At 37.7% G+C, this 21368-nt stretch carries 17 protein-coding genes; 6 read left to right on the top strand and 11 right to left on the bottom strand.

Translation table 11 applies throughout. The annotated features are described in order from the left end of the window. Positions 1–8: 8 nt before the first annotated feature. Together P20495_RS16385 and P20495_RS16390 are read right to left on the bottom strand one after the other, a co-directional pair. Positions 9–317: a VF530 family DNA-binding protein gene (locus P20495_RS16385; protein WP_033015124.1), complete on the bottom strand. Its 309-nt coding sequence runs from the start codon at positions 315–317 to the stop codon at positions 9–11. A 54-nt stretch (positions 318–371) separates the two neighbouring features. Next, positions 372–674: a DUF1496 domain-containing protein gene (locus P20495_RS16390; RefSeq protein ID WP_008134362.1), complete on the bottom strand. Its 303-nt coding sequence runs from the start codon at positions 672–674 to the stop codon at positions 372–374. 122 nt (positions 675–796) lie between these two features. Here P20495_RS16390 and P20495_RS16395 point away from each other — a divergent pair, with 122 nt between their 5' ends. Beyond that, positions 797–1030, top strand: coding sequence for a TIGR02647 family protein (locus P20495_RS16395; RefSeq protein WP_007375551.1), 234 nt, complete (start codon positions 797–799; stop codon positions 1028–1030). Positions 1031–1041: 11 nt separating this feature from the next. On the opposite strand, the gene maiA is transcribed toward P20495_RS16395, so the two are convergent. Both maiA and hmgA read right to left on the bottom strand, forming a co-directional pair. Next, positions 1042–1671: a maleylacetoacetate isomerase gene (gene maiA / locus P20495_RS16400; RefSeq protein WP_008134359.1), complete on the bottom strand. Its 630-nt coding sequence runs from the start codon at positions 1669–1671 to the stop codon at positions 1042–1044. 2 nt (positions 1672–1673) lie between these two features. Then, positions 1674–2975: a homogentisate 1,2-dioxygenase gene (gene hmgA / locus P20495_RS16405; protein ID WP_008134358.1), complete on the bottom strand. Its 1302-nt coding sequence runs from the start codon at positions 2973–2975 to the stop codon at positions 1674–1676. Positions 2976–3127: 152 nt separating this feature from the next. On the opposite strand from hmgA, the gene P20495_RS16410 reads away from it, so the two are divergent. After that, positions 3128–3559 carry a MarR family winged helix-turn-helix transcriptional regulator gene (locus tag P20495_RS16410; RefSeq protein ID WP_008134357.1) on the top strand — a complete coding sequence of 144 codons (432 nt, stop codon included), beginning with the start codon at positions 3128–3130 and terminating at the stop codon, positions 3557–3559. A gap of 51 nt (positions 3560–3610) precedes the next feature. Here P20495_RS16410 and P20495_RS16415 read toward each other — a convergent pair whose 3' ends face one another. From P20495_RS16415 to P20495_RS16425, 3 genes are all read right to left on the bottom strand, one after another. After that, positions 3611–6739, bottom strand: coding sequence for a TonB-dependent receptor (locus P20495_RS16415; RefSeq protein ID WP_008134356.1), 3129 nt, complete (start codon positions 6737–6739; stop codon positions 3611–3613). A gap of 341 nt (positions 6740–7080) precedes the next feature. Then, positions 7081–10254 (bottom strand): TonB-dependent receptor, encoded by a 3174-nt coding sequence (locus P20495_RS16420; protein WP_008134355.1) that lies wholly within the window; start codon positions 10252–10254, stop codon positions 7081–7083. Between the two features lie 43 nt (positions 10255–10297). Beyond that, a complete protein-coding gene (locus P20495_RS16425) occupies positions 10298–11152 on the bottom strand; it encodes a S1/P1 nuclease (protein WP_008134354.1) in 855 nt (284 codons plus the stop codon). A gap of 221 nt (positions 11153–11373) precedes the next feature. On the opposite strand from P20495_RS16425, the gene P20495_RS16430 reads away from it, so the two are divergent. Next, the gene (locus P20495_RS16430) at positions 11374–12270 is read left to right on the top strand and encodes a hypothetical protein (protein WP_188085299.1); all 897 of its coding nucleotides are present in this window, start codon (positions 11374–11376) and stop codon (positions 12268–12270) included. After that, a complete protein-coding gene (locus P20495_RS16435; RefSeq protein ID WP_008134353.1) occupies positions 12263–13207 on the top strand; it encodes a hypothetical protein in 945 nt (314 codons plus the stop codon). Before P20495_RS16430 ends, P20495_RS16435 begins: the two co-directional genes overlap by 8 nt. A 29-nt stretch (positions 13208–13236) precedes the next feature. Here the strand turns inward: P20495_RS16435 and ushA are convergent, their stop codons facing one another. Together ushA and P20495_RS16445 are read right to left on the bottom strand one after the other, a co-directional pair. After that, positions 13237–14856, bottom strand: coding sequence for a bifunctional UDP-sugar hydrolase/5'-nucleotidase UshA (gene ushA, locus P20495_RS16440; RefSeq protein ID WP_008134352.1), 1620 nt, complete (start codon positions 14854–14856; stop codon positions 13237–13239). A gap of 87 nt (positions 14857–14943) precedes the next feature. Continuing rightward, positions 14944–15129 (bottom strand): hypothetical protein, encoded by a 186-nt coding sequence (locus P20495_RS16445; RefSeq protein ID WP_008134351.1) that lies wholly within the window; start codon positions 15127–15129, stop codon positions 14944–14946. Positions 15130–15378: 249 nt separating this feature from the next. On the opposite strand from P20495_RS16445, the gene P20495_RS16450 reads away from it, so the two are divergent. Then, positions 15379–16119, top strand: a complete 741-nt coding sequence (locus P20495_RS16450) for a peptidylprolyl isomerase (protein ID WP_008134350.1) — start codon at positions 15379–15381, stop codon at positions 16117–16119. 67 nt (positions 16120–16186) lie between these two features. On the opposite strand, the gene P20495_RS16455 is transcribed toward P20495_RS16450, so the two are convergent. Next, positions 16187–16603 carry an MAPEG family protein gene (locus P20495_RS16455; protein ID WP_007375539.1) on the bottom strand — a complete coding sequence of 139 codons (417 nt, stop codon included), beginning with the start codon at positions 16601–16603 and terminating at the stop codon, positions 16187–16189. Positions 16604–16843: 240 nt separating this feature from the next. Here P20495_RS16455 and P20495_RS16460 point away from each other — a divergent pair, with 240 nt between their 5' ends. Further along, the gene (locus tag P20495_RS16460) at positions 16844–19726 is read left to right on the top strand and encodes an insulinase family protein (RefSeq protein ID WP_008134347.1); all 2883 of its coding nucleotides are present in this window, start codon (positions 16844–16846) and stop codon (positions 19724–19726) included. 67 nt (positions 19727–19793) lie between these two features. Here P20495_RS16460 and P20495_RS16465 read toward each other — a convergent pair whose 3' ends face one another. Continuing rightward, positions 19794–21176: a Na+/H+ antiporter NhaC family protein gene (locus tag P20495_RS16465; RefSeq protein ID WP_008134345.1), complete on the bottom strand. Its 1383-nt coding sequence runs from the start codon at positions 21174–21176 to the stop codon at positions 19794–19796. Between the last annotated feature and the right edge of the window lie 192 nt (positions 21177–21368).

Here is a 21368-nt window from a genome sequence, read left to right as displayed (position 1 = left end):
TTTTTACATCATTTTTTAATTGATGGCCAAACAAACCCTGTTGTATCTGGTGCTTGAGAAGATGTTTCTCTTGGTGCACTTTTTGGTCTACGAATAGGTTTGTTATTTATAGTGTGAATATAAAGTGCTTCCACTTTATCGCGAGCCCAAGGCGTTTTACGCAAAAACTTTAAACTCGATTTAATGCTCGGTTGATCAATAAAGCATTTTATTTTTACTTGCTCGCCAAGTGTTCTCCAGCCAAGTCGCTGTTCTAACTCAACAAGTATTTGTTCTAACGTTACCCCATGTAAAGGGTTTTTAGGTTGATTATCCATAGCCATACTACTTATTTAAACTGCGTGCATTGTAGCTCAAATCAGCTTTTAGCGCTAATTCACAGTGATTGTTTTAGGAGCTGTTGGGTAAATAGCATTACCTTGTTTATCTATTTTAAGCCAAATGAGTTGGCTGTTACTGTGCTGGGGTGTTTTAGCACCGCATAAAAGTGTAAATGAGTGAATTTGTATTAACGCCCCTTCGCTATAGCGTTTGTTGTCATACCAACAGTTTGATTCTTCATTTACAAACTGGTTTGCATCAATAATTGAATGGGTTTTAAGCGTTGTTGCTTCACTAAGTATTGAATACGATAAGCTGCTAAAACAAAAACATAGAATTAAAAAGTTACGCATTAGAGGCCTCTAAATAGGGGGTAAAAATAATACATTAAGCTAAAAAACGTGCTAGTGTAAAGTACACAAAGTGATTTAATTATAAACTTAGTTATTCACAGAACAATAAAAAGGTGCACACAATGCAATTTAATCAAACAATGATCGAAGAATTCACACTATTAGCAAAATTCCCTCGCGACAGTAAAATGCAAGGTATTAAATTACATTCAGACGCAGAGCCAAGCTTACTTAGCGCAGCGCAACGTTTATTTGAAAAAGGGATTATAGATAGCCCAGATGGCGGATATTTAACTGATCTGGGCTTAGATTTAATTGAGCACGTTACGGTTATTCATAGCGCGCTACAAAGTTAATCTAAATTGGCTTAATTTGCATCGGGTTGATTTTGCGGTGCAGCGTCATTAAATGCAGCTAATTTATTACAGTGTTCGTAAATGGCTGCAATTTTTGGATAAGCGCTCATATCTACGTTAAAACGAATTGCATTAAATACTTGCGGCACTAAACAAATGTCAGCAAGTGTTGGTTGGTCACCAAAGCAGTAGCCATCATTTTCGTTTAGCATCAGTTCTATTTTTTCGAAACCAACTTCTATCCAATGTCGATACCATTTATTTTTAGCCTCGTCATCAACACCTAATTCGTTTGATAAATACTTCAGCACGCGTAAATTATTAACAGGATGAATATCGCAAGCAATGGCAAAGCTTAAGTTTCTTATTTGCGCCTTTTGCCACGTAGTCCCTGTAATTAATGGCGATTGCGGATAAGTTTCATCTAGCCATTCCAGTATTGCAAGCGATTGTGCTAAAACACCATTATCGGTTTCAAGTGCAGGTAGTAACCCTTGCGGATTAGTCGCTAAGTATTCTTCCCCAAGCTGCTCCGATTTTAAAAGGTTAACAATAGCAAGTTCATGATCGATTGCTTTTAAGTTAAGCGCTATACGCACTCTATAAGCCGCTGATGAGCGAAAGTAGCTGTATAATTTCATAATTAATCCTGTGAACCTGTAAATTGTTTTTTAATAGTACGCCAGCAATCGGTGTAGTTTAGTTGGCGCTCTTTACCTTCTAATGCATATTTTGTCGGTGAAATTATATAGCGCGACTCAAACATAAAGGCCAATGTGTTTTCGTATTTTTGTGGTGTAAGCTCAGCGTTTGAGGCTTTTTCAAATACGTCGGCTTCAGGTCCATGTGGCGACATACAATTGTGTAAACTTGCGCCACCAGGTACAAAACCATGCTCTTTTGCATCATACACACCTTCAATCAAGCCCATAAATTCACTCATAATATTGCGGTGATAATAAGGCGGGCGAAATGTATTTTCGGCTACCATCCAACGTGGTGGAAATATCACAAAATCGACATTTGCCATACCCTCAGTAGCAGAAGGAGAGGTTAGCACAGTGAATATAGATGGGTCGGGGTGATCAAAGCTCACTGTATTCATTACATTAAAACGCGATAAGTCGTATTTATAGGGGGAGCTGTTACCCGTCCATGCAACCACATCAAAAGGAGAGTGCTTAATTTCACAGCTAAATAAATTACCGTTAAATTTAGAAACAAGCTCAAAGTCACCTTCTTTATCTTCAAAGGCAGCAACGGGGTATTGAAAGTCTCTGTCGTTGGCATAACCGTTTGCACCAACAGGCCCTCGCTCTGCAAGCTCTAACGCATGACCATAATTTTCACAAATATAACCACGGGCTGTATCGTCAATTAAATCAACAGAGAACTTAATTCCTCTGGGAATTACAGCAATTTCACCTGGCTTAATGCTTAACTTACCGCACTCGGTGTGAATTAATAACTCACCTTGCTGAGGGACAAACAACATTTCGCCATCGGCATTATAAAAGTAACGCCCTTGCATTGACTGATTAGCGACATATACATGAATGCCAATACCAGATTGCTCATTGGCACTGCCATTAGCGGCCATTGTTACCAAGCCATCAATAAAATCAGTAGGCTGTGAAGGCATATCAATAGGATTCCAACGTAGCATTGTTGGTGGTGTTATGGCTTCAGTGATTGGGGCTGTTCTTATTAGGCCGTTATCAATTGCTTGGTAATCACCTTGCACTACAGACGGACGAAGGCGGTAAAACCAAGTGCGACGATTTGAAGCGCGAGGAGCCGTAAATGCAGTCGAACTAAATTGCTCGGTGTATAAATTGTATTTAACCTTTTGTGGGCTAAATTGTCCTATTGGCAGTGCACCGGGTAGCGCTTGTGTTTCAAATTCATTACCAAAACCTGTCATATAACTTAATTGTGTCGCCATTACTGACTCCTGTGAGAGGGGGGTTGGTTTAATATTATTTTTATTTCAGTTAAGATACTCTCAAGTGAGACTAATATCAAATGTGCAACTACGCACATGCGTAAATATTAATGAACACCAAAGTAAACCTTATAAAGCTGGGATAACCAAAAATGAAAATTGATTTAGCAACGTTTTTACCTTATCAATTAACCAATATTGCAACACGTGTAAGTAACGACTTTGCCGAGGTTTATCAAACTAAGTACGGTTTAAATATTCCCCAGTGGCGAATACTTGCTAATTTAGCGCAGTATGGCCAGAGCAACGCAAAGGATTTATGCACGCAAGCAAACATGGATAAGTCGACAGTGTCGCGTGCGGTAAAAGTTTTAATAGATAAAGGTTTAGTGAAAAGTGAGTTAAATGCACAAGACAAACGCGCGGCCTTACTTGTACTGAGCAAAGCAGGGCAAAGCTTATATGAAAATATAGCGCCCGATGCACTGAATTGGGAAAAACAATTACTGAGCACTTTAACCAACGAAGAATACGGAGTATTAGTGAGTATTTTTGAAAAGTTAAATAATAAATTAAAAGCATAAAAAAGCCCACAAAGTGGGCTTTTAAAAAATGTATTTGTTTACAATTCTAAATTAGAAAGTGTAACGAACACCTACACGCATTTGCCATAAAGACGCATCAGATTGTACTGATGTATTTGCGTTGTTTTTGTTAAAGTCTGAGTATACGTAGCGGCCTTCTTCATCAATTGATGTTGAAATCATGCTAGCGCCTACGAAAGGACCTTTCTTAAGTACGCCCCAATCATCGTTTAACAGATTTGTAAGGTTATCAATTACGAAGAATGCTTCACCTTTGTGACCTTCCATAAAACCTGGAAGCTCTTGTGTCACTTTAAAGTTAAACTTAACAAACCAATCAGAGTTCTCTGCGTTACGGCTAGTCGTTTGACCACGTTTTAAACCATTTGATGCAATAAATTCATTGAATTCATTGATATCAGCAGCACTCATGTCGTAAACAACGTTAGGATCGTTTTCTAGTGGAACATACAATAGCTGGCGGTTGCCATTCCAGTTTGAGTCACCGAATTTGCTATCACTGCCATCAAATGTGTAGCTGTAAGGTAAGCCTTTATATGCTTCACCGAATAGGTTAAAGCGAGTAGCAAATCCATCAACAAACTCATGACTATAACCAAGAGTCATAGTAAAACGATGTGGGATTTCGTAATCAGATGAAGCAACACCTGGGTTACCTGGATCTGTTAGCGCAATATTACCGTAGTTAGAACCTGCTGTAGAGCTAGTCATTGGGTTAACATCATCAGAATCTGTGTATGCATAACCAAAGTTTACGCTCACACCATTATCAAACATTTTGCTAACTGCTAATGAAATAACCGATGAATCACCGCTATCACCAGTTACATTTGTAAGAAGGTATTCCTCCTTGCGACCTTCAATTGACTCGTAGATAGGGCGACCGTCAAAAGTATTTTCGCCGCTATCTTGAAGAGCGATGTCACGCGTTAATGCAGCGTCTCTTTTCTTAGAGTATAAGTAATCAAGTGAAATAACATACTCGTTTTCAGTTGTGTATGTTGCACCAAGTGAATACTTCCATTCTGAAGGAATTTCGAAGTCTGGGTCAACAGCGTTTGTTGCTGAATCACCTGAGCCGATTACAGTATTACCAACCTCATCAAATAATTGCTGAGGAACTTCAAAACCTGGTTTACCAGCATTTACATTAGCTGTATTGAATAAATCAATTTTATTATCGTCATCGCGAAGTAATGTACCAATGTTTGTTATACCATCATTCGAATATGAATTTGATAACCAAACGTTAGGATTACCGCCTGAGAACAAGCCAACGCCTGCACGTACTTCAAGTGCGTCTGTAGCGTACCATTGGAAGCCTACACGAGGTTGAATTAAATCAATACCATCAAATGTACTTTGGTTGCTGTAGCCATAGCGATCAGTAAAGTTTTGATTTAAGTTAGGTGCATCATCACTGGTGTATTTATCATAACGTAGACCAAACGTGATGTTTGCATCTAAATCAGTGAACGAGTACTCGTCTTGCACGTAAAATGTATGTTGAGCGTATGAAAAGCTCGCAGCAGCATCAATTGGATCATTCGTACCTGCCGCATTATTGTAGTAGATACGGTCGGCAAGACCTGCCTCAAAATTATTTATTGAGTCAAAACGATATTCACCTTCAGTATGCTGAACGAATAAGTTAAATACATCTAACTCTTCGAACTCATAACCAGCAGTAATTGTATGTTGATCAAGGTAGTAAGTACCTGCAACTTTAAATGTAGTTGTATCGTAATCTAAGTCATTTGATTGGCGTGAGTCATCTGGACCAATATAAACTGTACCACCATCGTCGGTACGAATTTGCATTTCACCAAAGCTGCTTGCTGCATCTAGTGATTGTACTGTTGCATCAAGCTCAGATTTACCAATGCGAACTTCAGTAGAAAAGTCATCTGACCAATCAGAGTAAACAGATGCAATAATTGAAGTGAATTCTGCACTTTGGTCATAAAAGTGGTTAGATAGTGATACACGGCTAGAACCAGTATCAGACTGTGAAACAGTATTACCATCGTTGTAGTTATAGATTAAGTTTGCGCGGTGATCTTCGTTGATGTTCCAATCTAGCTTAACTAAGATTTTTTCATCTTCAACAGGCATACTTGAAGGCATACCACCGGCATCATAACCGTAAACAGATTGAGAAATGCTCTGAATTCGAGAAATATCATCAGCAGTTACACTACCGCTGCTTAAACCATCGTAGTTAAACTGTTGAACGCCTTCAAGTTTTTCATATGAAGTGAATAAAAATAGTTTATCTTCAATTAGTGGAAGACCTACGTTGAAGCCGTAACGTTTTTCAGTATAGTTACCGTTATCAACGTCATCACCTTCAATTTTATCACCCTTGAAAGAGTCGCTAGTGTAATCATAGAAAACAGCGCCATGAACATCATTGCCACCAGATTTGGTTACTGCGTTGATGTTACACGATGTAAAACCACCGTATTGAACATCAAACGGTGCAAGTTCAGCTGAAACTTGTTCAATTGAATCGAAAGAAAAAGGGGCGCGAATAGTTGGGTAACCATTTGAGCTTAAGCCGAAGTTATCGTTCATACGAACGCCGTCTAGCGTTAAGCTGTTGTAGCGAGGGTTACCACCACCACAGTTAATTGAACCACGGCTATCATCAATTGTGATACGAGGGTCAATACGGATAATGTCTTTTAAATCACGGTTAATAGCTGGCGTATTTTCAAGATCAGTTAGCGTAAATGTAGACGCCGGACCAGTACCACCAGACATAGAGCTAATTGGCGCGCCAGAAACTACAATTTGTTCCATGCTTGATTGTGACTCAAGAGAAACGTTTACTGGGTAGTCGTTACCAATATTAAGAATAATGTTATTGAATTCTTGGTCTGCATATACATCAGAATCAACAATTACTTTATAAGGACCGCCAACACGTAGGCCTTTGGCTGTGAAATAACCAGCGTCATTTACTTCAGTTGTTTTTACTGATCCAGAAGGCACGTGTAAAATTGTTACTTTAGTGCCGGCTGCTGGGTTGCCATTAGGCCCCATTACTTGACCTTTAATTGCAGAGGTCGTTTCGTTAGCCATTGCTGCGCCACTTACACCAACACATGCTGCAATAGCAAGTGAAAGAGCTGTTTTGCGTAATTGAGTTTTCATTTAATTTTCCCGTGTAGTTAATAATTAAATTTTTATATTTTTATTTTAAATTTTGAAAAATAAACAGTCGAAGTTCATTTATTCAAAATCCGTTACTAGTGTACCTCATTTATTCGTTACAAATAAAATACAACTGCAATATATTTTTAATAAATAGTACTATTTTTGTCTATTTGAGTGTTTTTTTGAGCAATAACTCTATATCGGGGTGTATATTACGCGGGCTTTATGACAAACATGTGAAATTATAGGGAGGAATATGAAAAAACCCATTACAAATTGCAATGGGTTTATTGTGATTTACAAATAACTTAACACGTTATTTGTATTGTTTTTAAGGCTTAAAATTTGTAGCTGATACCAACTTTAGCCTGCCAAGCTGATGACGATGAACTGATTTGCGAGTAATTACGCACATCCGCACCGCCAAAACTGTTGTCTATTTTATATCTGCCTTGATCATCAAGACCACCAAAGTCATAAATAGTTTGGTTAGAGTAACCTAAGCGCTTTTCTATACCCCAGTCACTGTTTAAAAGGTTTGCGAAGTTATCAATCATAAAGTAAACCTCACCACTGTGACCTTGTGCAAAGCCAGGTATTTCTTGCTTGATGCTTACATCCATGGTTGTTACCCAAGGCTGAGTTGCTGTGTTTTTACCTAAAATACCACCACGTTGAGATATACCAGCACGCTCTAATAACGGTTCTAACTCAGCCCAAGTCATTTTAGAATCAGCCCAATTTACATTCGGATCATCAGCACCTGTAGGAATATAAGGTAAGTAGGCACCATTAGAGAATAAAGAGCTTGTATCGCCTAAATCACCTTTTTTATACATATTCATAGTATAACTAAATGGGCGACCCGAGCGACGTTCAAAATAAACATTGAACTTGGTTGCATAGCCTTCAAAAAACTCAGTGTTATATGCTAAGTTAATTTTAAAGCTGTGCTCAACTTCGTAAAAGCCACGTGCTGCAATATCTTCATTACGATTTACTGTAATATTGTGCTTATAGTTACCTTCTGCCTGAGAGGCTGAACCTGCTGATGATTCTGTAACATCTTGGTGAGCATAGCTTGCCGATACAAACAGGCCATTGTCCCATTGTTTAGCAATACCCGTTGAAATAATAATTGAACGACCATCATCCGATGAATTCGTCATTTCTATGTCAACATTATCGCCACTGTAAATACTTTGATTGATAACACGTTCGCCGTCGGCTGCTAAGCCTACTGGGTTAATAGACGAGTTATGCCATACTGCTTCATTCTCTTTTTTATGGTAAGCAATTTCTGCTTGCCATTTAAAGCCATCACCTAATAGTTCAGAATCAAACTCATATTCAAAACCTATTTGAGTACGAATGCTTGAAGGCAATTTAAAGTCAGGGTCGATATACGCAACGCTACCAGCACCTTGCTTTAATGTATTTTTTATTTCATCAGGCACCTGAGTAATATCGGCAGTGTTATTTGCATAGTAGTCATTAATTACATCGTTTTGTGCTGATACTAAAGTAATGCCATCACTTTGAAATGAATTGTTATACCAAACATTTGGGATGCCGCCTTGGAAACGACCAATACCACCATTAATAGTAAGCGCTTCTGTTACGTAGTACTTAAAGCCAACACGAGGAAGTATAATGTCTAGACCATCAAGATTTTCTTGATTAGTAAAGCCATACGTATTAGCAAAGTTTTCATTTAGAGTTGGTTTATCATCTGATGATAAGCGCTCATAACGAACACCTGCTGTAACTTCTAAATCATCACCTACATAAAAAGTATCTTCTATGTAAAGCGCTAGCTGGTTACGTCTTACATCATATGCTGTATCAGCTGAATCATTAGTGTAAGCATTTTGATAAGAGAAATCATAAGAACCAATTTCACGGTTTTCAAAATTTTCTAAGCTATCAAACTTCCACGTTCCAAGAGAGTTTTGAGCAAACAAGTTATATAAACGAAGTGACTCGTACTGAGCCCCAAAGTTTATTTCATGCTCATCCATTAAATACGTAGCGTCTAACGTAAAAGTTAGATTTTGTGTTTCTGAACGGTTTGCATGGCGGTATTGATCTGTACCAAAGTTGTAAGAAGGACCATTTCTACCGTCTTCCTCAACAGTAATGCTTCCTAAGTTAGAGCGAGTTGCGCTATCAGAGGTAACATCTTTATACGACACACCAATTTCTGTTGAAAAGTTTTCAGACCAATCAGAGTAAAGTTTAGATGAAAAGTTATTAAACTTAGTTACGTATGCATAAGTGCTTGAAACTAATGCTATATTATCACCGCCAGTGCTAGAGTTACGCTCATCTTGGTCGTCTTGCCATTGATAAGTGAAATCTAAACGATGGTCATCACTTGCGTTCCAGCTTAATTTAACAAGCAAGTTTTTGTTTGTATCTTCTGGCGCACCGGCTAATGAATCAGTTAAGCCGTATTCATTATTTAAGATAGAGATAAAACGATTATAGTTAGCTTCAGAAGTATTAAATTCATTTGAAGCACCAGAGCCGTCAAAGCCGTAATCTAGATCTAATTCACTTGACCATTCTGCATAGTTAACAAAGTAAAACAGTTCATCAGCAATAATCGCTCCACCAACGTTAAAACCAAATCTTTCTTCAGTTTTAATCGGCTCTACTTTATTTGTAGAGTAAGTTTTATGACCTAGCTCATCAAGATCGTCTTCTTGTACAATATTATCAACATCGCCAGCTATCTCAGGAGTAGATATTTCGTAAAAGCCAGAAAACTTGAACTCATTTGTACCAGATTTTGTTACTGCATTAATAGTACCGCCACCAAAGTTACCTTTAGAAGCCGAAAATGGCGATACATCAACAGAGACTTGTTCAATAGCATCAAGTGCTACAGGAGGCTGAGAAGTAGGGTAGCCACCAAAGTTCAAGCCAAAGTCATCATTTTGACCAATACCGTCAACGGTTAAACCGTTGGTACGAGGGTTACTACCTGCAAACGTTAGCTCGCCATTACCATTAATACTGGCAAGTGGGTTTAAGCGCGCAATATCTTTAATGTCGCGATTAAAGCTTGGCATATTTTCAATGGTATCAGATCCAAAAGAGCTGCTTGAGCCACCTGATTGTTGAACAATCTTATAACCAGACACTTCAATCTTTTCGATGTTTAGCGGAGCTAGCTGTGAGCTTAAACGGTAAGTTTCACCAAGGTTTAAGTAGATATTTTCAACCGTTGTGTCGTTAAACGTATCAGAATCGATGATCACCATGTAAGGACCACCTACACGTAAACCATTAGCGATAAACGTACCACTTTCGTTTGTAGTGAGCTCGCTAATAGTTCCCGTTGGTTGGTGAACTACTTTGATTTTAACGTTTGCAGCACTGCCACCTGAAGGCGTTGTGATTTTACCACGCATTGCAGATGAAGTATCAGCAGCCATTGCGCTTGTAGAAACACCTAGAGCTAAAATTACCGCTCCAGTTAATTTCGAAAGGCGAAGCTTAGTCATAATGTTGATTTCCCGTGTGTAGGTTATATAAATTTAATACTGTTTATTTGTCAGTTGTCACTTTTAGTGCCGTTTCTAACTCTTTTGCAGAAGGGTCAAATAAGGCGTTTAATAGTCCAGCTAATCGAATACCCGCTTGTTGTAAGCGCGTCTTTATAATTGGAGTATTGTTATATATGTAGCTATAACCAATTTCGTTGTTAGTATATTTATAAATTTTTGTGGCTAAATTATGAGATTCTTCAACCCATGTCATAGGTGAGCTTTGTAAATACTCAGCAATTAACTCGCTGTTATTTGTATCAATAAATTGTGCGTACTCAGTAAACGATAAATTCTCGTTCTCAACTAACTTTGTATCCCAAAGGCTGTGAAGGTTTGTTTCTTCGTTAAAAAATGAAACCTTGATACGGTTACCACCTCTGTCTTCACCTCGACCCGCATGAAAGGGCTGATGGCTATCGCCCACCAAATGTACTAAAAAACGTAAACTGAACTGTTTAGCATCCAAGGTGCTATTTTTATCAGTGAGCGTTTGCATTGAATAGTGAATGCCTTCTAGGATATTACTTACAGATTCTTTGTTTTTAGTGTGATCGTGATTGAAGCTGAAAGATTTTCCTGGGGCTGCGTTAATGTAATGCCAACGAGATGATTTCTTTTGCCAAAAGTCGCCAGGAGCAGAGCGCATTTCATCAGGCCACGTTGATATTTGCGCAAGTGACTCACCATCAAGGTAGGGTTGTATTGCCGTTTTTGTTGTTTCGCTTATATGAGATTCTGCAATCTTCCCTACAATACGATGGCCATTTTGACCCCAAGCGTATGAGTTAGTGCTTGTGAATATTGCACTAATCAAAAGCACAGAAGATATCGAGTATTTTATATTGTTATGCATTAGAACTTCCTAAATGAATATTTCATGGGGTTGCTATAAGCTAATGCGGTCAATTGTCCTCACTTTTAATGTTGATAGGAAGGACTTATTAAAATTCATACTTTCTTATTCACTTGTGATTAAAATCAATAACTTATAATTAACAGGTAAAATTACTTGTTGTAATAAGTAAGTAAAGTTGTTCAAATACAATATATGATTTATTTTTGAGTGGCACTGCGTTGAATTTGAAAAATATCGTGTTACATAAAACGTTAATTGTTACATTTTTGTTTGTTTTATTGGTCGTTACGTGGGTTTGTGGACAAGTTAGTGTGTATAACGATGATTTGCATTTCCCAGTTATGATCGAAACCTCAACAGAGTGTCAAACAACAGCAACAAGTAATAAAAGCCAATTGATTGTTTTTACGCAATCAAAAAAAATAGCCAAGTTATTAACACAAAATTTGTGTTCTGATAACGTAGTGTCTAAGCAGTATGGCTCTGTAAAAGGATATTGGGGGTATAGAACGGCTGACAGCTTTGAGTTTGTTGGTAAAGGTATTGCTGATTTAATTTTGGCTAAAAATAATATTATGGCAGCCTTTAAAGCAGAGTCGACCTATAACTACCAGCCTGTTGTTGGCTTTTCTGACTACACGGCTTTTTTTATATCTTCTAAAGAAAAGCCTCGAATCACAAAACAATACTTTTTAGATAAGCGCATAGGTTTGCTTGATTATCCGACCAGCCGCTCAGGGCATATTTTACCAAAGCAGACGTTTAAAGAGTTGGATATAAATTTAGCTAATTTGAAAATCACTTATGCTAGCTCTCATAACGAATTACGTGATTTACTCGCCGACGGGAAAGTAGATATTATTGCCTCGTTTTGGAAAGAGAGCGACGAAAAACGTTTTTCGAAAAACTATATTACACCATTGAGTAATAACATTTCAGGAACAAGATGGTACTTAAAAATGCAGCAAAACAATACTGATTTATTGTGTGCAGTGCAAGCAAATTTGCTTGATATGTCTAAAGATCAAAGTTTGCATTACTATCAAAACGTCCAGCCATTTTGGAGTTGCGGTACTAGTTCAGTAAACTTAAAAGAGGAAGTTAGTGATGAGTAAATATAAACAACTGCTTGTTTTACTTTGCTTGTTTTTAACTTTATCGTCTGTCTTTTATATTTCTGTAACTCAAAAAAACCAGCAAGTAACTAAACAAAAAATAACGCAGATAGAAAGGCAAATAGCACTAGATTTACCATTACTTGATTTACCAAATGAGCTGCTTAAGCATTCAGGTAATAAAGATGCAGTTAACAGCTATATCAAAATCTTAAATAGCTACATTAATATGAGTGGGCTTAAAGTTGTTGCTATTGCACCAAAAAGCGAAATGGCAACACCTATAAACTCAAGCCAAATAATACGTAATTTGAGCACAAATAACGGACTCGTACTAGTTGTTTTTAGTGTTAAACACATTCACTTTCCGCTGAGTCATTTTATTTATTATTTTATATTTTTGGTATTAAGTGTGTTGATTAGTTTTTGGGTAAAGTTTGCGTTTATTAAACAAAGCAATAAGCAGTTTAATAATGCAAAGCATCAATCAATTGCAGAGCCTACGCCGCTGATACTTATTGTTGATCTTAACGATAAAACATTATCTAGTAGTTGTAACCCAGAACAAAAAATATGTTTAGCCAATAAGCCATTGTGCTTTTATTTAGCACTTGTAGAGTATTGTACAAATAACGATGATGTAGCACTTAGTCATAATAAAGATGTACCAGAGGAGCTGCTAGAGCTTGCTAACAAGTATTTTTATAGGTTAGTCCAACTTGGTCACACGGTTAGAAAAAGGCCTAACTTTAATAATAGTCTTGAAAAAACGTTGAGTGAAATACGTGCGGCACTAGATGAAGTACTTAACGAATGTCCTGAAAAGAAAGAATTATATTATCCACCAAAAGCGTATGGTGAGGGCTCTCGCTCTCGTCTGCATAGTTATGGGCTGGCAAATATTAGAAAAGGCAATATCGAAATAAGAGGAAAGTAGCTTAGCTATTTTCCTCTTATTATCTTTATTTACTTAGGAGCAAACTCAGCCGTTTTAAGAGGGCTGTTTTTTGATATAAAGTCTTGAAGGGCTTGGGCATCTGTTTCATCTGTACTAACAAACCCCTTTTTATTTGTAAGCGCAGGGTAGCCATCACCGCCTGATGCGTTATAGCTATTTAGACTCATTCTATACGTATTATGTTTATTAAAAGGCTGGCCATTAATAAGCACATTAACTAGCTGTCCATCTTTACGCTCAAACGAGAGTTTATGGTATTGCAAATAAGCACCTGCATCCGGTGGGAAGCTCGTTACTGTATTTAAATAATCCCATAAATCACTGCCTTGCCAATCCATATAAGTAATGCGATTTTTAAAAGGATGTACTTTTAAAATATCTTTATAGCTTACTTCACCAGCATCAATTGAGCTGCGAATGCCACCACCACTTATCAGTCCAAAGTCTGCACCCACTACATCCATTTGCGCTTGAATAATTACGCGAGCAAGATTAGTTTGCTGATAGCGGACTTTGTTTCTGTCACCTTCTAAACGAGCATCTACTTCACCAATGGTACCTTCAATTTGTTTAGCGCCTTTAGCTTGGTATACCGCTAAATAAGATTCAAGTTTTGAGTCTGGTTTAATGTACTCGTTCGCTAATACTTCTTTAGTTGAGCCATCAGCTTGTACTTTATCTACATACAAATTAACTGGCATCAATTTGTAGTCTAGTAACGTTAATTTTCCATTTTCAAGTTTAAACTCAGCTTTACCCACATACTTACCCCATTCATGGGCTTGCATAATGTAAGTACCGTTTTGTTGGTCTGGTTTACAGGCAAGACCTGGTTTAAAGTTATCGTCATTTACATTTGTATCGCTCATACATACAGGTTCTTGAGAGTGGCCACCAATGATCATATCTAGCGTGTTTGCAGGAAGTGAGCGAGCAAGTGTTACATCACCGGGTGCGTTAATACCAAAGCTAGCATCAACATAATGACCCATATGAGTCAGGGCGATTGTAATGTCAGGATTGTATTTAGCTTTTATTTCTTTAGCTAGTTTTGCGGTAACGTCAACAGGGTCTTTAAACTCTAAGTGCCCAATATACTGAGGATTACCAATTTTAGCTGTGTCGGTTGTTGTTAATCCAATAACGGCAATAGTTAAGCCATTTTTTTTGAATATTTTATAGCTATCAAACGCGTGCTCGCCTGATTCTTTTTCAAATATATTGGCTGATAAAAAAGGAAAGTTCACCCATTTTTGCTGTTGCTTTAAAACATCAATAGGGTTGTCGAATTCGTGATTACCCAATGCCATTGCATCGTAACCAATCAGCGACATTCCTTTAAAGTCAGGTTCTGCTTTTTGTAAGTCTGACTCAGGAATACCCGTATTAATATCACCACCAGAGAGTAGTAAAACGGCATGACCTTGTTTGTTCGCTTCAGCTCGAAGCGAATCAATAAGCGTTTTACGTGCAGCCATGCCGTATTCGCCTTTTTCATTGTGCCAAAAACGTCCATGGTTATCATTTGTATGTAGAACAGTTAAGTATTGAGTTGAGGGACTACTAGTTGATGATGAAGTGCAACCAAGTACACTAAGAATAATTGAGAATAAAATAATAATACGCATAAAATACCTATGGATTAAGGTCTACTTAATTTATTGAGCGGGTAGTTTAAACTAGTTTAATCCTAAAAAAACGTACTTATTTACATTTTATTTAGAAGGTGCAGTTAATTGATTTATGGCAGCACGTTCACGACGCCTTAATTCGGTATTCGCATATTCCCGCTTGCTGTGATTAGTACCTATCATCCATGTTAAAAAGCTCGCCGGTAGTTTTGTGTATGGTTCACCTTTGTGTAAACCAAAGTCGCAAATCGTTTGTTTAGTGTGTGGCATTGTTAGATCCTGTTGTTTGTGTTTTTTTAAAGTAACAAAAAGTAGTCACGCTTTTTAGATGATTTATTTGTAAATAATTAAATTTATATAGCTAAAAAGCATATAAATAATGATGTATGTAATTAATTTGTTATCAACACGGTCTAATTTGTATCAACTCGCACTTTAGAATCGATTTTAATCGCCTATGGTATTAATGTGTTAACGTATTAACTACTTATCTAAAAAATATAACAACAGGAATGTAACATGAAAAAACTTTTACTTGGCTCAGTACTCGCTGCAGCAAGTTTTACTAGCACCGCTACTATTGTCGAAATGAACACGAGCCAAGGTGTGATAGAAATTAATCTTTTTGATCAACAAACACCTAAAACAGTCGAAAATTTTTTAAGTTATGTTCAAGATGATTCATATAACGAAACAGTGATTCACCGCTCTGTCAGTAATTTCGTTATTCAAGGTGGTGGATTTACATTTTCTGATTCATTAGATGCGATTACGACAAAGCCTACTGTAATAAATGAGCCGGTTTTTTCTAATGTTAAGGGTACAATTGCTATGGCTAAATTATCAGGTGATGCTAATAGCGCGACAAGCCAGTGGTTTTTCAATATCACCGATAACAGTGCTGCACTTGATACGCAAAATGGTGGTTTTACTGTGTTCGGACAAATTACTGCAGCGAGTCAATCTACTTTAGATAAAATTGCAGCTTTGGTGCACTGTGGTGAAACTCCAGTTGTTGATATTACTGCTGAACAATGTTCAAGCAATGACGTAACGATTAGCAGTGCTAATTTAGTGACTATTCAAAGCGTAACTGTAATGGATGATGACCCGAATTCTTCAGCAGGGCTTACAGTCACTGCAAATACGTTAATTGACGCTGACACATCAACAGATTCAGGTAGTAGCTCTGGCGGCGGGTTAATTTGGCTTTTAGGTGCTTTCTTACTTGCGATACCTCGTTTAAAACGTGCTAAATAATTAAAATTAACGGTAATGTGGATGGCGTAAACCAGCCGTCCACATTACTATTATTAAACTTTGCTATTTAAAATAATATTCGCCAAACCATCGCAAGCCAAATTGAAAACACACAAATACAACCCAGTAAAAACACGTTAAAACGTGCGCGTACGTTATTTTTACCTAAATGAATAACACTATGCACAATTCGTGTTGCTACAAATAAACAGGCCAATATAGCCACAAGTGTACTGGCGCTACTTAGTTGTAGTGCAAGTAAACATCCCGCGTAAAAAAGTACAGGTATTTCAAACTGATTCGAAAAGTTCCTATCTGCAACCCTAATAGTGTCGCCAGCCTTATCTAACTGCATTGTTTTAAAATCGCTTAAATCTAGTTGTTTATTTTTAGCTGCTGCAAAGCGCCTTTTACCCATAATGAGCATAACAACCAGTGAAAGTGTAACTTGTGTGAACATGGCAAGTATGATGATTTTTTCCATTATTTTTCCTTATTATTATTTAGAGTTTGTGTATCTTTTGATATTGAATGATTTTTAATCTCACAAGGTTTTCAGATTCCCAATCTAATATTCGATTATGAAGTCATTTTTCACAATGTGTTACACAAAATAGCGTTATTTTGTAGAAAGTTATTAATTGAAAATGTTAGTTTAGCTTAACTATATTGCTTTGAATTGGCGCACGCTATTTTGCGCAATACTTTTTAATGGAAAACAAAAATGAAAAAGATTATTGGTTTTAGTGCCATCGCACTTGCAGTTTTAAGTGGTTGTTCAAATACGGCTTCGGTTTCAGTGGCGCCTCAGGCCTCTTTACTATCAGATACGTTAGTCGTAAGTCCTAACGATAACCGCGAATATAAAACACTTAAGCTGGCAAACGACATTGAAGTTATTTTAGTGTCTGATCCGGGGGCTGAAAAATCAGCAGCGGCACTAAGCGTTGGTGTTGGTTTACTGCACGACCCGATGTCGCAGCAAGGTATGGCGCATTATTTAGAGCACATGCTGTTTTTAGGCACAGATCGTTACCCAGATACAAAAGGGTATTCTGATTTTATGACCAAAAATGGTGGCGCGCACAACGCGTATACGTGGCTCGATATTACCAATTACATGTTTAAAATTAATAACGACGCGTTTGATGAAGGATTAGATCGTTTTGCCGATTTTTTCAAAGCGCCAAAGCTATACCCAGAATACACAGACAAAGAAAAAAATGCAGTGAACGCAGAGTGGTCAATGCGCCGCGAAATGGACTTTTTTGGTCAGTTTAAACTCGCGCGTAAAATGATGGGCGATCACCCCGCTAATCGTTTTTTAATCGGGAACCTTGAAACGCTTGGCGATAAAGAAAGCAGCTCGCTGCATAAGGAAACCGTCGATTTTTATAATAAATACTACTCTTCAAATATTATGAAAGTTGCGCTTATTTCTAATTTACCTATTGTTGAAATGGAACAAAAAGCGCAAAAATACTTTGCTGATATAAAAAATAAAAACATCGAAAAACCTACAGTGACTGCAAAGCTTGATTTTGATAACGCTGGCGGAAAACGCGTGTTTTATGCACCAAATGAAGATGTAAAACAGCTGCAGCTTGATTTCACCATTGCTAATAATAATAGCGAATTTGCACTTAAACCAAACCGTTTTGTAGCGTATTTACTAAGTAATGAAATGCCGGGCAGCCCAGCGCAACTTCTTCGTGATAAAGGGTGGGTGTCTCAGCTTTCAGCTTCAGCTGCACCAAATCAATATGGCAACTACGGTTCGTTAAATGTAAATATAGAGCTTACAGATGAAGGCATGAAAAATCGTGACGAAATAGTTGCGACTATTATGCAGTACATCGATTTAATTAAAAAAGAAGGCGTTGATAGCAAGTACTTCAACGAAATTCGTACATCACTAAATAACCAGTTTAAGTTTTTAGAAAAAGGTGATGAGTTTAATTATGTAAGCTCGCTTACGCAAAGCATGCAAGACTATCCGTTAAATCACGCTATTAATGCACCTTATTATTATGCAAAGTTTGACGCTGACGCCGTAAACAATGTACTTGAGCAGTTAAATGCCGATACCCTTCGTATTTGGTATGTATCGCAGCAAGAAGAGACTGATTCACAACTACACTTTTACGACGGTAAATACCGCATCAGTGACATTAGCGATGATGAAATTGCCAGCTGGAAAAAACCAAGCGAATTTAAGTTAGCACTACCAACAGTAAACAATTTATTGCCTGAAAATTTTGCAATAAAAACTCAAGCATTTAAAGAGCAAAAACACCCAGAACTTGCTTACGATAAAAATGGTGTAAAAGTATGGCGCCAAGCAAGTCAAAAATTTGCAGAGCAGCCAAAAGGGCTTGTCGAAGTTTATATAAATACTCAACCAGGTTTGAACGATATTAAAGCGGAAGTCCTTTATTCTGTTTGGGCCGATTTATATAATATTCAACAAAGTCAGTTAAGTACCGAAGCAGCAATCGCCGGTATGAGCGTAAGCTTAGCACCGAGTAATGGTCTTGTTTTATCTATGAGTGGTTTTACAGATAAGCAAGATGTATTGCTTAAACAAGCTTTAACCGGATTAAAAGCCGATGAAACAGCACAAGCATTTAGCCAAGCGGTAGATCGTTTTAAACGTAATTTACTAAACCAACAAAAGCAGTTTCCGTATGCACAAGCATTTGGTGAGTATTCAAAACTAACGCGTACAGGTGGTTTTGATACAGATGCGCTTATTAAAGCCGCTAACTCACTGAGTGTTGCCGACTTAGCACAATTAAAAACCGCTACGTTTGCACAAAACGATTTACGTGTATTTAGTTATGGTAACTACAATCAGCAAGATATAGACGCGATTGCACAAGAATTAAGTGCAACATTACCAAGTAATCATAAACACAGTGAATTTGCGCGAAGCAAAGCATGGTTGCCACAACCTGGCGAAACGCTGGTACTGCAAAAAGATATTGATGTAGCCGATGTAGCGGTGGTCGATATGACCGTTCACCCTGTTGCGGGTTACAAACAAAAAGCAGAAGCAGCTGTATTACAAAGCCACTTTAGAACAGTTGCGTTTGATAAAATGCGTACTGAGGAGCAACTTGCATACGCAGTAGGTGCGTTAGCTCGCCCAATTGAAGATTACTCAGCAATTGGTTTGTATATTCAAACACCGGTTAAAGGACCAAAAGAAATACAAGCTCGTTTTGATGAGTTTAAAAAAGAATACGCAGTTGAACTTGATAACATGAGCGACGAGACTTTTGAGCAGCTTAAAAACTCTACCCTTGTATCACTTAAAGAGCAGCCTAAAAACTTAAGTGACGAAATGAGCCCACTTATAAACGATTGGTACCGTGAAAACTTTACCTTTGATTCTAAGCAAAAGCTGATTGATGAAGTTGAAAAAGTAACGCTTGCAGATATAAAAGATTACTACAAGCAAACAATGCTTAACCCTAATGCCGCCCGTTTAAATGTGCAATTACGCGGTACTAAGTTTATAGAAAGTGACTTTGCCGATTTACCAAATCAAACTAAAATCACAACGCTTGATGCCTATTACAATGGTATTAAACTACAAAAATAAGCTTTATCTATGTAGCTAAAAATAAACCCCAATGTATCACTACATTGGGGTTTTTATTTAAGCAAATTTAAGCCATTATCAAAAAGCCTATAACAGCTAATGCCGCAGCAATCAGTGTATATGGCAATTGTGTAACGGCATGGCTCATTAAATTACAACCAGAACCTTGCGCTGCGAGTACGGTTGAATCTGAGTAAAAACACGCTTGGCTACCAAAAGAGGAAGCCGATAATAGCGCACCAATGACCAGTGGTATGTTTGCATCAACCGCATTTGCCAGTGGCATAACAATCGGAATTGATACAGCAAAAATACCCCAGCTAGACCCAGTTGCAAACGCTAAAATAGCCATTGAAATAAATACCACGGCTGGTAAGTATGCAGCGGTCATATAAGGGCTTAAGCTGCCAATAACAAACTGAGGCAAACCAATTAAGTCGCATACATCTTTAAATATAAACGCAGCTATAACAGTACCAATCGCGGGGATCATACTTTTAAAGCCATCAAGCATGCGTTCAATCATTTCACTTACGCTCATTAATTTTTGTAGAGCATAAAACGGGAGAGTGACCGCCATTGTTGCTAATAAGCCTTTGTATACGTCTATTTCAAAGTAAACAGTAAATGCAACCAGTAAAATAATCGGCACCAAAAAGTTACGTAATTTACCTTTAGGATCAGCATCTTCAAAGTTTTCTTCTACGGCTTTTACTGCATATTCATCCGCTGTTTGAACGTCATTGTATTGGGCTGGATCAACTTGAGCTTGCTCAATTTGAGCCATTTGCTCTGCTTTTTTCATTGGGCCAATCGCAGGGATAACACCCAGCACAACAAGTAAAACAACAAGCACTGCAAACCACGCGTAAAACATGTACGGAATAGCTTGAATATAAACAGCAATCCCTTTGCCTTCCTCAGCAATACCGTTATCTACCAATAAGCCACTAAAAAATACCGCCCAGGTAGATAAAGGGACAAGCACACAAATTGGTGCAGCAGTTGAGTCAACAACGTAAGCAAGCATCTCACGGCTCACTTTAAATTTATCGGTAATGCGTTTCATGGTTTCACCCACAGTAAGCGCATTTAAATAGTCATCAATAAAAATAACCACACCTAAACAAAAGGTCATAAACAAAGATGAACGCTTACCTTTGGTGTACTTAAGAGCTAGCTTGCCAAAAGCCGATGCACCACCTGTACGCACTAATAGTGCGATAAGTGCGCCAAAACCACCACATACAAGTATTAGCCAGCCGATGGTTTCGTCTGTCATCACTTTTAGCGATGTACTCGCAAAGTTAGTAAGTACCTGTGCAGGGTCGGCTATAACTAAACCAACTAAAGCACCAATAAGTAAAGATAAAATAGGGCGGCGTAATACAACAGCCAATACAACTACCACCAACGGTGGCAGTAAACTTAACGCAGAAGGTTCAAGCATTTAAGTATTCACAAAATTAAAAGCATGTATAAAAATTAAAATAGTATTAATTTTTAAACTGCTTATACAAAAACAAAGAAGATGATAAGTTTGTTGTTAAATCATTTTCCAAGTCACTGCTTTTGTACGCGTGGGAGGGACACTTAAACAGTTATGTTAAATAGCTGTTTAAGTGAAACGCGTTGGCTTTGG

Source organism: Pseudoalteromonas sp. BSi20495, from assembly GCF_000241185.1.
Lineage (GTDB): Bacteria > Pseudomonadota > Gammaproteobacteria > Enterobacterales > Alteromonadaceae > Pseudoalteromonas > Pseudoalteromonas fuliginea.
Note: the sequence above shows the minus strand (reverse complement) of the source record. Positions and strands in the feature narration are given on the sequence as shown.